This window comes from Mycolicibacterium aichiense (assembly GCF_010726245.1).
Lineage (GTDB): Bacteria > Actinomycetota > Actinomycetes > Mycobacteriales > Mycobacteriaceae > Mycobacterium > Mycobacterium aichiense.
In genome coordinates, this window is the sequence record NZ_AP022561.1 from 2,694,344 (window position 1) to 2,708,331 (window position 13,988).

The 13,988-nt window shown below is 65.8% G+C and carries 14 protein-coding genes; 3 read left to right on the plus strand and 11 right to left on the minus strand.

The genetic code is table 11. From position 1 onward, the window contains the following. Position 1 precedes the first annotated feature (1 nt). The 10 genes from G6N32_RS13035 to G6N32_RS13080 all read right to left on the minus strand — a co-directional run bounded on the left by G6N32_RS13035 (position 2) and on the right by G6N32_RS13080 (position 10,497). Entirely contained in the window at positions 2–823 is an 822-nt protein-coding gene (locus G6N32_RS13035) for a DUF1206 domain-containing protein (protein ID WP_115319955.1), read from the minus strand. A 10-nt stretch (positions 824–833) separates the two neighbouring features. Then, positions 834–1,655: a methanethiol S-methyltransferase gene (mddA, locus tag G6N32_RS13040; RefSeq protein ID WP_115319956.1), complete on the minus strand. Its 822-nt coding sequence runs from the start codon at positions 1,653–1,655 to the stop codon at positions 834–836. 60 nt (positions 1,656–1,715) lie between these two features. Then, positions 1,716–3,236: an HD domain-containing phosphohydrolase gene (locus G6N32_RS13045; protein ID WP_115321135.1), complete on the minus strand. Its 1,521-nt coding sequence runs from the start codon at positions 3,234–3,236 to the stop codon at positions 1,716–1,718. A 74-nt stretch (positions 3,237–3,310) separates the two neighbouring features. Beyond that, on the minus strand, positions 3,311–4,063 hold the full coding sequence (locus G6N32_RS13050) for a hypothetical protein (protein WP_115319957.1): 753 nt from the start codon (positions 4,061–4,063) through the stop codon (positions 3,311–3,313). A gap of 53 nt (positions 4,064–4,116) precedes the next feature. Beyond that, the gene (locus G6N32_RS13055; protein WP_115319958.1) at positions 4,117–4,773 is read right to left on the minus strand and encodes a DedA family protein; all 657 of its coding nucleotides are present in this window, start codon (positions 4,771–4,773) and stop codon (positions 4,117–4,119) included. A 62-nt stretch (positions 4,774–4,835) separates the two neighbouring features. After that, positions 4,836–5,699 (minus strand): ABC transporter permease, encoded by an 864-nt coding sequence (locus G6N32_RS13060; RefSeq protein ID WP_115319959.1) that lies wholly within the window; start codon positions 5,697–5,699, stop codon positions 4,836–4,838. Positions 5,700–5,765: 66 nt separating this feature from the next. Further along, entirely contained in the window at positions 5,766–6,641 is an 876-nt protein-coding gene (locus G6N32_RS13065; protein ID WP_115319960.1) for an ABC transporter permease, read from the minus strand. 4 nt (positions 6,642–6,645) lie between these two features. Continuing rightward, positions 6,646–7,830 carry a polyamine ABC transporter substrate-binding protein gene (locus G6N32_RS13070; RefSeq protein ID WP_115319961.1) on the minus strand — a complete coding sequence of 395 codons (1,185 nt, stop codon included), beginning with the start codon at positions 7,828–7,830 and terminating at the stop codon, positions 6,646–6,648. A gap of 55 nt (positions 7,831–7,885) precedes the next feature. Next, on the minus strand, positions 7,886–9,004 hold the full coding sequence (locus G6N32_RS13075; protein WP_115321136.1) for an ABC transporter ATP-binding protein: 1,119 nt from the start codon (positions 9,002–9,004) through the stop codon (positions 7,886–7,888). Positions 9,005–9,306: 302 nt separating this feature from the next. Beyond that, complete coding sequence (locus G6N32_RS13080; protein ID WP_115319962.1) at positions 9,307–10,497, minus strand: acyl-CoA dehydrogenase family protein; 1,191 nt, start codon at positions 10,495–10,497, stop codon at positions 9,307–9,309. A 64-nt stretch (positions 10,498–10,561) separates the two neighbouring features. On the opposite strand from G6N32_RS13080, the gene G6N32_RS13085 reads away from it, so the two are divergent. After that, positions 10,562–11,140, plus strand: a complete 579-nt coding sequence (locus G6N32_RS13085) for a TetR/AcrR family transcriptional regulator (protein WP_115319963.1) — start codon at positions 10,562–10,564, stop codon at positions 11,138–11,140. 1 nt (position 11,141) lies between these two features. Here G6N32_RS13085 and G6N32_RS13090 read toward each other — a convergent pair whose 3' ends face one another. Next, a complete protein-coding gene (locus tag G6N32_RS13090) occupies positions 11,142–11,948 on the minus strand; it encodes an SDR family NAD(P)-dependent oxidoreductase (RefSeq protein ID WP_172507289.1) in 807 nt (268 codons plus the stop codon). Positions 11,949–12,327: 379 nt separating this feature from the next. Between G6N32_RS13090 and G6N32_RS13095 the strand changes: the two genes are divergently transcribed. After that, the gene (locus G6N32_RS13095; protein WP_115321138.1) at positions 12,328–13,134 is read left to right on the plus strand and encodes an MlaE family ABC transporter permease; all 807 of its coding nucleotides are present in this window, start codon (positions 12,328–12,330) and stop codon (positions 13,132–13,134) included. Further along, positions 13,135–13,983: an MlaE family ABC transporter permease gene (locus tag G6N32_RS13100; protein WP_102810440.1), complete on the plus strand. Its 849-nt coding sequence runs from the start codon at positions 13,135–13,137 to the stop codon at positions 13,981–13,983. The last annotated feature ends 5 nt before the right edge of the window (positions 13,984–13,988 follow it).

Here is a 13,988-nt window from a genome sequence, read left to right on the forward strand (position 1 = left end):
GCTACATCCGCGCGAAGCGCGCCATGACGAAGCAATAGGCACCGTAGGCGGCGAAGCCGACCGCCGCCGCGATCAGCAGCACCTTGCCGAACGGCGCCTGGCCGAGACTCTTGACCGCGGCGTCCAGCCCGGCGCCCTTGGCGGGATCGGCCGTCACGGTGGCTACCACCAGCAACACCCCGGCGCCGCCCAGCGCGACGCCCTTGGCGGTGTATCCGGCGATGCCGAGGGGAGTGATCAGCGGACCACCCCCGGTCACGGTGAGGTCCTCCTCGAACTTCGTCGAGATGCCTTTGTAGACGTGGTAGCCGCCGATGCAGATGATCACGACCGCGGCGATCAGCAGAATGCCTGTGCCCCAGCCGGTTTGCAGCAGTCGCGCGGTGAGACCGGTGTTCTGCTCTCTGCTCGACTGGCCGCCACCACCGGCGAATCGCACAGCGGCCAAGCCGATGCCGACGTAAACAACGGCCAGCGCGCCGGACTTGATCCGGTCGAATGCGTCCGAGGCGCCGTCATGTTCGCGACCCGGCTCGGTGGGATGAGAACCGAGGATCGCCTCGGCCACACGCCACAGCGCAAGTGCGACCAGACCGGCCGCGGCGAGCCACAAGGCTACCGCGCCGCCGGGCTGGGCGGCCAGCGTCGCCATCGCGCCGGACTGATCGGCGTTTCCCGCCGCGCCAAAAGCCAGATGCACGATGATGTAGGCGATTACCAGATGCAACACCCCGCTGATGCTGTACCCGGCCCGGGCCGCGAGCTCGAAGGGCCTGCTTCCAGTGGCTGCTCGCGCAGCACCGTGCATCGCATTGTCAGCCACGAAGTTCGGGTTACCCCCGCGGGGCAGGGGAAAAACCGTCCGGCGTGGCGCCGGTCACCGGGCATGACCGCGAGCGCAAACCGGGCACCAGCATCGGAACCTGCGTGCGGTAGTCCCGGTAGCTGTCGCCGAGCTCGGCGATCAGATCGCGCTCCTCGAGCTGCAGGGCCACCAGGATGTAGCCGGTCGTACCGACCGCGAACAGCAGATGACCCACGGTCATCTTCGGAGTCGCCCAGAAGGCGATCAGGAAGCCCAGCATCAGGGGGTGACGAACCAGCCGGTAGAGCAAGGTGGCCCGGAATCCCGTCCGACGGTGCGGCGAACCGCGCCAGGCCGCGAACACCTGGCGCAACCCGAACAGCTCGAAGTGGTCGATCATGAACGTCGCGGCCAAGACGGTGGTCCACCCAGCCGCGAACACCGTCCACAGCAGTGCCCGGACCGCCGGCTGGTCTACCTGCCAGATCACCCCGGGCATGGTCCGCCACTGCCAATACAGCAGCAGCAGAACAAGACTGGCCAGCAGAACATAGGTGCTGCGTTCCATGGCGTGCGGCACGAAACGTGTCCACCACCTTTTGAAGGCGGGTCTGGCCATCACGCTGTGCTGGACGGCGAACAGCCCCAGCAGCGCCGTGTTGATCACGAGTGCAAGGCCCCACGGGGCACCGTCGATGCCGTGGTCGACCGTGCGTGGCACGACGATGCCGCCGACGAAGACGACGGCGTAGCAGAAGGCGACGAGGAAGACGAGGTAGCTCGCCACCCCGTAACCCGCAATGAGGATGCGGCTGGTCCGCTCTTGCGCGGACGGTGGATTGTGTGTCATAGCTCCGATGCTCGTCGGAGAAGACGGCCGCCAGCATGGGGCATTCGCCCCAACTGTCGCTCAGCTCAACGGCTCCGTCAGACCGTGGCGCAACGCGTACATGCTCGCACCGATCCGATTCGACACCCCGATCTTGGCGTAGGTCCGTTCGACGTGGTTGCGGGCCGTCTTCTCGCTGATCACCAGCGCGGCGGCGATCTCTTTGTTGGAGGCACCTCGAGCCACCAGGCACAGCACCTCGATCTCCCGCGGAGTGAGGCCGTCGGGCCTGGTCGAGCAACGTCGGCTCCGGTGCCCGCCGGCCTGCAGGACGGCCTCGGCGGCGACCTCGTCGAGTTCACCGGAGCGGATCCGGTCCCTAACCCGACGTGCGGCCGCCGCGGGATCTAGCGCGGTGCGGTACGGCCTTGGCTCCAAGGCTGATTGATAGGCGACGGCAGCGGCGAGCACCCGGTCGGGCATACCGAGCGCCGAGCCCGGGAGGCTGCGCGGATAACCGGACCCGTTGATGTGCTCGTGGTGGTTACCGGCGATCTGTGCGACCGGTTCGAGCCCGTTGATCCGGCTCAGGATCCGGGTGGTGAGGTACGGGTGCAATCGCATCCGCTCGAACTCCGCTGCTGAGAGCGCGGCGGGCTTGGACCAGACCTGGTTGGAGACGCCGATGCGGCCCAGATCATGGACGTGACCGGCGCGGCGGACAAGTGTCACGGTGTCCGCACCCAAGCCGACCGCTTCGGCGGCGTCACCCGCCAACTGCGCGACCGCACGCGAATGGCCAAGTGTGAAAGGACATTTCAGGTCCACGAAATCGCCGAGTGCGATCAGGAGCTCGTCGAGGGACTGCTGGTGCAGCGGTTCGTGGCGATCCGGTGCGCAGGACAGGGCGGCGTCCCAGACCTCGCCTGCGGGTGGGCCGGCGAGAATGTCGCCGGCGTGTGCGGTGAAGACGTCCACCACATCGGGGTCGAACTGCCCTCCGCGGCGTTGCACGGCCATGTCGACGGCCGCGCTCACTCCGCCTGTGCGGTGGTGCACCTCGGCCATGTCGGCGAGCTGGGCCACCCGCATCTCGATCGGGATGTCCGCGCCGCCGGCGCCGCTGGGCAGGCCGCTGCCGTCGAACCTTTCGAAGCTGAACTCCAGCGCGCGCTGGACGCCGGTGCCCAGGCCCATGCGGTCGGCCAACAGTGCTGCCGAGGTGCAGTGCGAGTGGATCAGTGCCGACATGTTGCCGCGAGCGTTGAGGAACAGCGTCGCGATCGAGGTGAGACGCTGCGTGATCGGTTCGCCCCGGCCGATATTGGCGGCCAGGAACCGGTAGTAGGGCAGCCCGGCCCAGTCGACGTGGTAGGCGTCGCGACGCACTGAGATGTCGTCGCCGAACCAGCCTGCGAACTCGTGCGAGTCGGCGTGACAGCCGATCCACATCACCAGCGTGCTGTAGTACACGCAATCGCGTTGCCCGCGATCGAGGCCGAGCCGGTCGGCGATGCGGGTTCCGATCAGCGCGGCCCGGAGCATGTGCTCGGCGGGCTGGCCGAGGCCGAGGTCGATCGCGACCGACAGGGCGGCCAGCATCTCGGCCCGGCTCGGCGCCCGCGACGGCGGGCCGGTGGGCGTCTTCGGCGCTGCCACGAGCTCGATTGTGCTCCCTAACCCACGGTGCGGGGTTCGGTTGGCGCGGTCTGGCACGCCGGGGCATGGCGTCGCGGGTCGAAACTGTCGAACTGCGCGCTACCGATCACGCAGAGGCCGCGCTGCGGAAGCCGGAAATCGGCCAGCCTGCTCTGGGTGGCCAGCGGGGCGACGGCGCCCAGGCTGACGCCGTCGAGAACCGCCCGTGAGCGGCGCACCGCCCAGATCTGGCGCGGCGCCACCCGGAACTGCTGTCCGTTCGGGGCGGAACCGGCCAATCGTATTCCGCCGGTCCGCAGGAGCGGGCCCGCGATCCGGCTTATCGCTTCGAGTACGGCAACGCTGCCCCATGCTCGTTCGGGCATGGCCTGTCCGAGCCGGCTGACCGCGCGGGTGATCGGCGTGCTGCTCATGCCGACGGTCCACCGCAGCAGCCCGGGGATGGCGATGTCCAGGGACCAGGGGTCGGTCCAGGACATGGTGATGTCGCATTGCACGGCGGGAACCGTTGTGGCGGAACTGAAATAGCGGGAGCAGCTCTGCTCGGCGGGCGTGGTGGCATAGAAGGTCCATCGACCGTCGGGATCGCGATGCCACACCGAGCGGTAGGCGGGGGAGAACGAGGATGCGCCGAAGTCCCGGTATGCCAGATAGTGCCCGGTGGCGAACGGCAGGCCCATGATGCCGAATCCGGTGACCCGGTCATCGGTGCCGGCAGGCAGGCTCGGATGATCTGCGACGGCGTGCAATGCGCTGTGAGGTGTGGTCATGGCCCAATGCTCGCCTCCTGCAGGGGCTCCCGGCATGGGGCAGCTGCCTCACATCACTCGCGCTTGCGCAGGGTCTCCCAGTCGTGCTCGGACTCGAGTTGGGCGATCAGGGCGCGGGTGCGCTCCCGCAACAGCAGGGTCAACCCGATGCCTGCGATGATCGCGATGACCAGCGCAACCCAGGAGAACCGCGCCAGCCACTTCTCGGCGGCCAGGCCGAGGTAGTAGACCACCGCGGTGGTGCCCCCCGCCCAGCAGACCGCGCCGGACGCGTTGGCGGCGAGGAAGCGGCCGTAGTGCATGTGCAGGGCGCCCGCCAGCGGGCCTGCCAGGATTCGCAGCAGCGCGATGAAGCGGCCGAAGAACACCGCCCACACACCCCACCGGGAGAACAGCTGCTTGGCCAGCGCCACGTGCCCCGGGCCGAAGTGTTTCGGGAAGCGTGTGCCCAGCCGCTCGAACAACCCCATGCCGAACCGCCGGCCGATCGTGTAGCCGATCGAGTCACCGATGATGGCGCCGATCGTGGCGGCGGCACCCACCCACACCGGACTGATGTCGAGGGTGTGCCTGCTGGCCAGCAGTGCGGCGCTCACCAAGGCGATTTCGCCAGGCAAGGGGATGCCCAGGCTCTCCAGCCCGATGATCAGGCCGACGATCAGGTACACCGCCAGCGGTGGGATGGATTCCAGTATCGCGTCGACCGTCACCCGCCAAGGATGCCGTACCGATTGCGATTACCGGAGCGAACCGGCCGGTTCGCGTGTCGAACTCAGGTGTCGCGCTTGCGCCGGTACAGCGTTCCGGCGGCCAGCAGCACCAGGCTGATCACCAGGATCGCGGTGGCGAGCACGTTGATCTGCGGTGGCACAGCGGCTTTCACCGCGGCGTTCACGTACAGCGGATACGTCACCGTCGAGCCACTGACGAAGTAGGTGATGATGAAATCGTCCAACGACAGGGCGAACGAGAGCATTGCGGCCGCCACGATGCCCGGCACGATCAGCGGCAGCGTCACCTTGAAGAACGTCCGGCTTGGCCCGGCGCCCAGGTCCAGCGAGGCATCCTCGAGTGTCCAGTCGAAACCACGGATCCGGGCACGCACCGTCATCGCGATGAAGCTGATCTCGAAAGCCACGTGGGCGATCACGATCGTGGTGTAACCGGTGGCCCAGCCCAGGTCGAGAAACAGGGTGAGCAGCGATGCGCCCATGACCACCTCGGGGGAGGTCAGCGGCAGGACCAAGAAGGTATCGACCGCCTTGCTGCCGCGAAAGCGTTGGCGCACAAGGGCGATCGCGACCAGTGTGCCGAGAACACCTGCGATCAGGGTCGACACCGCAGCCACGTTCAGGCTCAGCTTCAGCGCTTCGGTCAGGGCCGGGTACTTGAACGGGTTGGCCCAGTTGTCCAGCGTGAAGCCCTGCCAGGTGTAGTTGAACTTCCCGGCCGGGTTGTTGAACGAGAAGATGACGATCACCAGGATCGGCAGGAACAGATAGCAGAGCACCAAGCCGGCGATGACCCGCAGGGCGATATCGCCGAGCTTGAACGTGCCGCGAAAGTTGCGGCCCGGCTTGGCCAGTCCGCCGTGGTCGATGGTCTGGGCGATCGCCGCACCGGCCTCGGTGGTCATGCGCGATCCCGCTTCGCTTCTCGCTGGGAAGTCATGCGCGATCCCGCTTCGCTTCTCGCCGGGCTGTCATACCAGATCCTCCGTACCCAGCGCCCGGGTGTAGATCAGCACGCCGACCAGGATCAGCGCCATCAGCACGAAGCTGAGTGCGGCTGCGGCCGGGTAGTCCTTGACCACCAGGAACTGCTTCTGGATGACGTTGCCGATCATCCTGGTCTGGGTGCTGCCCAGATAGTCGGCGTTGATGAAGTCACCGACCGATGGGATGAACACCAGCATGCTGCCCGCCAGGATGCCCGGCATCGCCAACGGCACGATCACTTTCCCGAACATCCTGCGGTTGGTGCCGTACAAGTCGCGGGACGCCTCCAGGAGGCGGGCGTCGATCTTCTCCAGGCTGACGTAGAGCGGCAGGATCATGAAGATGATCCAGTTGTAGGTCAGGCCGCCGATGACAGCCCAACCGGTCGACAGCAGGCGGCCTTCGGACGGCAGCAGGCCGATCGTCCCCAACGCATGGACCACCCAGCCGTCGTCGGCCAGAATCGTCTTCCAGGCCAGGGTCCGGATCAGGAACGTCACGAAGAACGGCAGGATCACCAATCCGAGCAGCATGTTCTTGTACCGCCCCGCCTTGAAGGCGATCACGTACGCCAGCGGGAAGGCCAACAGCACGCACAGCACCGTCGCGGCCAGCGCATAGCCGAACGAGCGCAGGATCTGCTCCCGGTATTCGCTCAGCGCATCGCCGTAGTTGCTGAAATCCCACGCGAAGGTCAGCTCGGGCAGGTAGATGGAACCACCCATGGTCGACAGCGACGTCCGGAACAGCGAGACGAACGGAATGACGTAGAAGACCCCGAGATACGCCAGGGCGGGCAGGATCATCAGGTACGGAGCGATCTTGCTCCGTTGCCTATTGCTACTGGCTACTCCTGCCATCGCGTTACCCGCCGGTGACGGCGGAGTAGGCCTTGTTGAACTCGTCGGTCTGCTGGTCGGTGAGCGCAGCCCACGTCTTCAGCTTGTCGAGGGTCGCCTTCGGCGGGTTGATCAACGGGTTCGCGGCCAGGCCGGGATCGATCTTGTTGAGCTCATCGGTCATGTCGGACAACACCGGCACGTACTGGGTGTGTGCGATCAGCTTCGCGTAGTTGGCCCGGTCGTAGACGTAGTTGATCCACGCCTCGGCGGCCTTCTGGTTCTGGGTGGTGTAGGGGATCACCATGGTGTCGACGAACGTCGTGCCACCGGTCTCGGGCACCACGAACTTCAGGTCCGGGTTGTCCTTCTGCAGCTGGACCACGTCGCCCGAATATGCCTGGGCGATAACGACATTGCCGGAGGCCAGGTCGTCGGCGTAGTCGTTGCCGGTGAATCGGCGAATCTGGCCGGCGTCCTTCTGCTGCTTGATCAGCTCGACCGCCTTGTTCACGCCGTCGCTGGTCGGATTCTCCACCGAGCTGCCCTGCGACAACATGATCATGCCGAGTCCGTCCTGGGTGTCGGCGAGCAGGCTGATCTTGCCCTTGAACGCGGGATCCCACAGATCATCGATCTTGGTGATGTCGCGACCGGTCGCGGCCCGGTTGTAGGCCAGCGCCGTCATACCGGACATGTAGGGCGCACTGAACTTGCGGCCCGGGTCGGCCTTGGCGTTGAGCAGGTCTTCGCGCATGTTCTTCTTGTTGGTCCAACGGCTTTCGCTGATCCCGTTGAGCCAGCCCAGCCCGTTGAGCCGGGCCGCCATGAACTGGGTGGGCACCACCAGGTCGGCGCCGATGTCCTGCTTGCGCGACAGCGGCTCCTTGTTCTTGGCGAACCACTCCTCGTTGTCGTTGTAGTCCTCTTTGTAATCGACCGTGATTCCGGTGGCGGTCTGGAACGCCGCGACGAAACCGTCGGCCATGTAGAGCGGCCAGTTGGAGATGCGGAGCTTCCCGGTGGCCGGCGAGCCGTCATCGGACGGGGTGGCGGGGCCGCTCGAGCTGCTCTTGTTGTCGGACTTGCTACACGCCGCGAGGAATGAGGGTCCGAGGACCAGCGCGGCTGCGGCCGCGGCACCGCCGCCGATGAACCGGCGCCGTGACGCGTTCGAGGCAAAGATCCGGGGGTCGTTCTCTGTGGCCATGTGCCGTAATGCCTTTCGTAAGGGGAAGGTCGAGGGACGAAGAGCGGATCGTTGTCTAGGAGTCGTCGAGCATTTCTTCGAGGTCTTCGGTGGTGGGGATGTCGGCGGCGGGCAGGACCAGGGATGCGTCGGGGGCCCAGGCCACGAACACGTCGTCACCGGGACGCAGCATGGGCAGATCCTGATCGGTCCCGACGTGAGCCAGAATCGGGGCACCGTCGGCAGCCGCCAGCGACAGCCGCAGCACCGGTCCCTGGAAGGTCAAGTCGACGACCTTGGCGCCGACGGAGGCCACATCGCCGGTGGGCTGGTCCATCGACACCCGAACGCGTTCGGGCCGGACCATCAGGGTGGCCTGACCGCCGGATTCGATGGTGGTGTCGCCGGGTCTCGCTTTGAGTTTGGTGCCCAGCACCTCGACCTCGACGAAGTCGCGGTTGACCCGGCCGGTCTGTCGGCCGTGCCAGAGGTTGGCCTGGCCGATGAAGCCGGCCACGAACACGGTGGCGGGACGGTCGTAGATGTCGTTCGGCGTGCCGATCTGCTCGACGTTGCCCTGGTTCATGACCGCGATCCGGTCGCTCATCGTGAGCGCTTCTTCTTGGTCATGGGTCACGTAGACGAAGGTGATGCCGACCTCGCGCTGGATCCGCTTGAGTTCGAACTGCATGACGTGACGAAGTTTGAGGTCCAGAGCGCCGAGCGGCTCGTCGAGCAGCAGGGCGCTGGGGTAATTGACCAGTGCGCGGGCGAGCGCGACGCGCTGTTGCTGGCCGCCGGAGAGTTGCGCGGGCTTGCGCTGGGCGAAGTCGGTCAGCCGTACCACCTCGAGCATCTCGTCGACGCTCTTCTTGACGGTGGCTTTGTCTTTCTTCTGGCTGCGCGGCCCGTAGGCGACGTTGTCCCACACCGTCATGTGGGGGAACAGCGCGTAGTGCTGGAAGACGGTGTTGACGTTGCGCTTGTTCGGGGGCACCCGGGACACGTCGACACCTTCGAGCCGGATCGCGCCCTCGGTGGGTTGCTCGAACCCGGCGATCATCCGCAGTGTGGTGGTCTTTCCGCAGCCCGACGGGCCGAGCATGGAGAAGAACTCGCCGGCGCCAATCGAGAAGTCGGCGTCGGCGACGGCGACGTAGTCCTCGAAACGTTTGACGACGTGGTCGATCTCGATGACCGGTGCGCCGCTGGCGCGTCGTGGTCCGGTGTGTCCGGGGGTCTGCTGGGTGGCGGTGGCGCCGGTGTCGGTCAGGGCCCGTCCTCCTTCATCCCGCGGGCCGGCGAGACATGACCCGTCGACTCCGCCCCTAAACGATTGCGGATTTGCGTGCTCTTCGCAACCGATTCCGCAACGAAATATGAATTCTTCGATGGATTCGCTCGTCACGACCCGGGTTTGGGCACGGCTTTCGACGCGGGCCCAGGTGGCTAAGGGTCATCGCTGGGACGGATCGTAACCCCGTTCAGGCCATGGGGTCAGGCCATCGTGAGCCCCCGTGCGATAACCAGGCGCTGGATTTGATTGGTTCCTTCGAAGATCTGGGTGATCTTCGCTTCGCGCATGTAGCGCTCGGCGCGGTAGTCGCGGGTGTATCCGACACCGCCGAGAACCTGGACGGCGTCGGTGGTCACTGTCATCGCGGCGTCGGTCGCCACCAGCTTTGCCACGCTGGCTTGCTGGGAGTAGGGCAGGCCGGCGTCGCGGCGCCGTGCGGCGTCGAGGTAGGTGGCCCTGGCACTGGCCACCGCAGCGGCCATGTCGGCGAGCAGGAAACCCAGCCCTTGGTGGTCGATGATCTTTCGGCCGAACGTGGTCCGCTCGTTGGCGTAGGCGCAGGCGTCCTCGAGGGCCGCCTGGGCGATGCCGACGGCGACGGCGGCGATACCCAGCCTGCCGGAATCCAGTGCGCTGAACGCGATCTGCAGACCTTGGCCCTCGGTGCCGATGCGGCGCTCGGCATCGATGACCGCGTTGTCGTAGAACGCCGATGTCGTGGGAACTGCCGTCAACCCCATCTTCTCTTCGGGCTTGCCGAAGCTGAGTCCGGGCTGGTCGCCCGGAACAAGGAAGCAGGAGATGCCCCCCCGATTCCCCGAGTCGCTGCGCTCCTGCCCGCCATGCGATCCCTCGCCCGTCCGGGCGAACAGGGTGTAGAAGTCGGCGCGTCCGCCGTGGGTGATCCATGCCTTCGAGCCGTTGATGACGTAACCAGGCGCCGGCTCGGCGGCGGAAAACACTGCTTTGCATTGCAGGGCGGCGGCATCCGAGCCGGCTTGGGGCTCCGAGAGGCTGTATGCGCCGATCTGCTCGCCGGACAGCATGCCCGGCAGCCACCGCGCGCGCTGTTCGTCGGTGCCGAACGACAGCAGCGGATGACACGACAGGCTGTGCACGCTCACTGCCACCGCGATCGCGGCCCACCGCGCGGCAATCTCCTCGAGGACCTGCAGATAGACCTCGTATGGCTGCCCACTGCCGCCCCATTCCTCCGGCTGCGGCAGGCTCAGCAGCCCCGCGGCGCCGAGTTGGGCGAAGACGCCCTCGGGATAGGTCTCGGTGCGCTCGTGTTCGTCGACGATCGGGTTGAGCACGCGAGAGCAGATGTCGCGGGTGAGCGCGATGAGATCCGCGGCGTCCGGGTTGGGCAGCAGTCGGTCGACGGGCATGGTGGGACCTCTCGATTGATACTCAAAATAGTACTGACTTACATCTATCAGTACTATTCGGTGTATGGCCAACCGCCCGAGCTTCGGAACCCGGCGCCGCGGCGAACTGTTCGACTCGCTTCTCGCACTTTTTCTTGCCGAGGGCTTTGCCCACCTGACCCTCGACGACATCGCCGCCCGGCTGCACTGTTCGAAGGGCACGCTGTACACGCTTGCCGGCAGCAAGGAGCAGTTGGTCCACGCCGTCGCCGTCCACTTCTTCCGGCGGGCCACCGACGACGTCGAGAAGGAAGTCGCCCGGGCCGGCGATGCGCGAGCCCGAATCACCGCCTACCTCGCCGCGGTCGGCGCCGCGCTGGAGGTCGCGTCGGACCGCTTCATGGCCGACCTGGACGCGTTCGCGCCCGCACGGGCCGTCTACGAGCAGAACACCGCAATCGCCGCTCGCCGGGTCAGCGAACTCATTGCCGAAGGTGTAGCGGCGCAGGAGTTTCGAGATGTGCATGCGGCGTTCGCGGCGGACCTGGCCGCGGCCATGATGGTCCGCATCCAGCAGGGGATCGTGCGGTCCACCACCGGACTGGACGACGCTGCGGCCTACCGGGAACTGGCCGCCATCCTCACAGCCGGAATCGACGCGTGAGTCACATATGGGCGCCGCCGTCGACCCGGACCTCGGTGCCGGAGACGAAGTAGGCGTCCGGACTGCCCAGCATCGCAACGACATTGGCGACCGCGTCGGGCTTGGCGAAGATCTCGCCCTTGGGCAGCGGGACCAGCGGAGCGACCCGGCCGAACAAGCTGTAGTCGACATCGTCGGGCAGGCCGGGGCCGACGCTCTGCTTGGATTCCCCGGTGCCGTCGGTCATGCCTGACGAGATCGAGCCCGGCTGGACCGAGTTGAACCGGATGCCGTCCTTGGCGAACTCGGCGGCCAACGCGTGCGTCATCGCCTGCACGCCGCCCTTGGACGCGGCGTAGGCCGACATATACGGATGGGCGAACGTTGCCGAGGTCGAGCTGAAGTTCACCACGGCCGGGGCGGTGCCGACCTTCAGGGCCGGGAGCGCCTCGCGGGTGACCAAGAAGGTGCCGACCAAATTCACCCGCAGCACCTGTTCGAATGAGGCAAGGGTGGTGTCCAGGAAATGGTCCGACCGCAGGATGCCGGCCACATTGACGAGTGTGTCAAGGCCGCCGAGCGCGGAGATCGCCTCACTCACAGCCGCTTTCACCGAGTCCTCGGAACCGACGTCGACGACGACCGTGGTCAGCCGATCGCTCGCGTCGCCGGCTTTGGCGACAGTGTCCTTGAGGCCGGACTCGCTGATGTCGGCCGCCACCACCCGGCCGCCTTCGTCGAGAATGCGCAGTACACAGGCCTGTCCGATCCCGGACCCGCCGCCAGTGACCAGCACGCGACGATCGGTGTAACGCTGCAAGGTCGCCATGACGGATCCACTCCTGTTCGGTCTGCGATGAATGCGATGAACGCGCCCAACATTGTGGGCCGTGATCATCGGTGCGCGAGGCGGATCCCGCTGACCGGGAACCGCGCGCCATCCCGGTCGCTTGGCGGTTCACTCTTCCACCGTGACGACGGCTCGCGGGACGCTCAACGAGACACTTCTCGCCGAGTCGTCTCGAATAGCTGGCGAGAAACAGCTACACCACCCGTCACAGATCTCGATTGCCGGGATTCGCTACCGCCCGGGCGGTAAGTGCACTAATCTGCGTTGGCGTCGTTGAAACACGTTCCAGTTTTGGACCGGTTAGTGCCATGACGCTGGGGCGATGAACACGATGACGTTGGAGGTTCTGAAGACACCCATGGCTAATCCCACATCAAATCGTTGGTCGCCGGGCATCGCTCTGAATGGGCTGTCGGGTCCGATGCAGGCTATTGGTGGCTTGTTTGCGATGTCGGCTGATGCTGTGCGGTTTGTGTTTCGGAAGCCGTTTCAGTGGCGGGAGTTTTTGGAGCAGGCGTGGTTTGTGGCGCGGGTGTCGTTGGCGCCGACGTTGTTGGTGGCGATTCCGTTCACGGTGTTGGTGTCTTTCACGCTGAATATTTTGTTGCGGGAGTTGGGTGCTGCTGATCTGTCGGGGGCGGGGGCGGCCTTTGGTGCGGTGACTCAGGTGGGTCCGTTGGTGACGGTGTTGATCGTTGCGGGTGCCGGGGCGACGGCGATGTGTGCGGATTTGGGGTCGCGCACGATTCGTGAGGAGATCGACGCGATGGAGGTGCTGGGGATCAACCCGGTGCAGCGGTTGGTGACGCCGCGGATGTTGGCTTCGGGTTTGGTTGCGCTTCTGTTGAATTCGTTGGTGGTGATCATCGGGATTTTGGGTGGTTATGTGTTCTCGGTGTTCGTTCAGGATGTGAATCCGGGGGCGTTCGCGGCGGGGATCACGTTGTTGACCGGGGTGCCGGAGGTGATCATCTCGTGTGTCAAGGCGGCGTTGTTCGGGTTGATCGCGGGGTTGGTGGCCTGTTATCGGGGGTTGACGATCACCGGGGGTGGCGCCAAGGCGGTGGGTAATGCGGTCAATGAGACGGTGGTGTACGCGTTTATGGCGTTGTTCGTGGTGAACGTGGTGGTCACGGCCATCGGTATCCGGATGAGCGCCCGGTAGATGGCGTCGTTACAGGCTTTGTATCCGCGGATCGCCCGGCAGGTGCGCCGCCCGTTGGGCACGATCGGCCGGATCGGGGATCACACGATCTTCTATGGTCGGGCGATCGCGGGCACCCCGCACGCGGCGTTGCATTTCCGTAAAGAGATCATCCGGTTGATCGCCGAGATCTCGATGGGTGCGGGCACGTTGGCGATGATCGGTGGCACCGTGGTGATCGTCGGGTTTTTGACGTTGGCCGCCGGTGGGACGTTGGCGGTGCAGGGCTATTCCTCGCTGGGCAATATCGGTATCGAAGCACTCACCGGCTTTTTGGCCGCGTTCATCAACGTGCGCATCAGCGCCCCGGTGGTGGCCGGGATCGGCCTGGCGGCGACGTTCGGGGCGGGGGTGACCGCCCAGTTGGGGGCGATGCGGATCAACGAGGAGATCGATGCCCTGGAATCGATGGGCATCCCCCCGGTCGAATATTTGGTGTCCACCCGGATTGTGGCGGGCATGGTGGCGATCACCCCGCTGTACTCGATCGCGGTGATCCTGTCGTTTGTCGCCTCCCAGTTCACCACCGTGGTGTTGTTCGGTCAGTCCGGCGGCCTCTATGACCACTACTTCAACACGTTCTTGAACCCGATCGACTTGTTGTGGAGTTTCCTGCAAGCCGTGCTGATGGCCATCACGATCCTGTTGATCCACACCTACTTCGGCTACTTCGCCACCGGCGGACCCTCCGGGGTCGGCGTCGCGGTCGGCAACGCGGTACGCACCTCCCTGATCGTCGTCGTCTCGGTCACCCTGCTCATATCCCTGGCCATCTACGGCTCCAACGGCAACTTCAACCTGTCCGGATAGGGAGG

What these genes read in the sequence shown, in the direction of transcription:
- G6N32_RS13070 (WP_115319961.1), bottom strand. Translation starts at nt 7,830, where the DNA reads ATGGCCACAGAGAACGACCCCCGGATCTTTGCCTCGAACGCGTCACGG.
- G6N32_RS13050 (WP_115319957.1), bottom strand. Translation starts at nt 4,063, where the DNA reads ATGACCACACCTCACAGCGCATTGCACGCCGTCGCAGATCATCCGAGC.
- mddA (WP_115319956.1), bottom strand. Translation starts at nt 1,655, where the DNA reads ATGACACACAATCCACCGTCCGCGCAAGAGCGGACCAGCCGCATCCTC.
- G6N32_RS13060 (WP_115319959.1), bottom strand. Translation starts at nt 5,699, where the DNA reads ATGACCACCGAGGCCGGTGCGGCGATCGCCCAGACCATCGACCACGGC.
- G6N32_RS13065 (WP_115319960.1), bottom strand. Translation starts at nt 6,641, where the DNA reads ATGGCAGGAGTAGCCAGTAGCAATAGGCAACGGAGCAAGATCGCTCCG.
- G6N32_RS13100 (WP_102810440.1), top strand. Translation starts at nt 13,135, where the DNA reads ATGGCGTCGTTACAGGCTTTGTATCCGCGGATCGCCCGGCAGGTGCGC.
- G6N32_RS13045 (WP_115321135.1), bottom strand. Translation starts at nt 3,236, where the DNA reads ATGCTGGCCGCCCTGTCGGTCGCGATCGACCTCGGCCTCGGCCAGCCC.
- G6N32_RS13080 (WP_115319962.1), bottom strand. Translation starts at nt 10,497, where the DNA reads ATGCCCGTCGACCGACTGCTGCCCAACCCGGACGCCGCGGATCTCATC.
- G6N32_RS13095 (WP_115321138.1), top strand. Translation starts at nt 12,328, where the DNA reads ATGGCTAATCCCACATCAAATCGTTGGTCGCCGGGCATCGCTCTGAAT.
- G6N32_RS13090 (WP_172507289.1), bottom strand. Translation starts at nt 11,948, where the DNA reads ATGGCGACCTTGCAGCGTTACACCGATCGTCGCGTGCTGGTCACTGGC.
- G6N32_RS13085 (WP_115319963.1), top strand. Translation starts at nt 10,562, where the DNA reads ATGGCCAACCGCCCGAGCTTCGGAACCCGGCGCCGCGGCGAACTGTTC.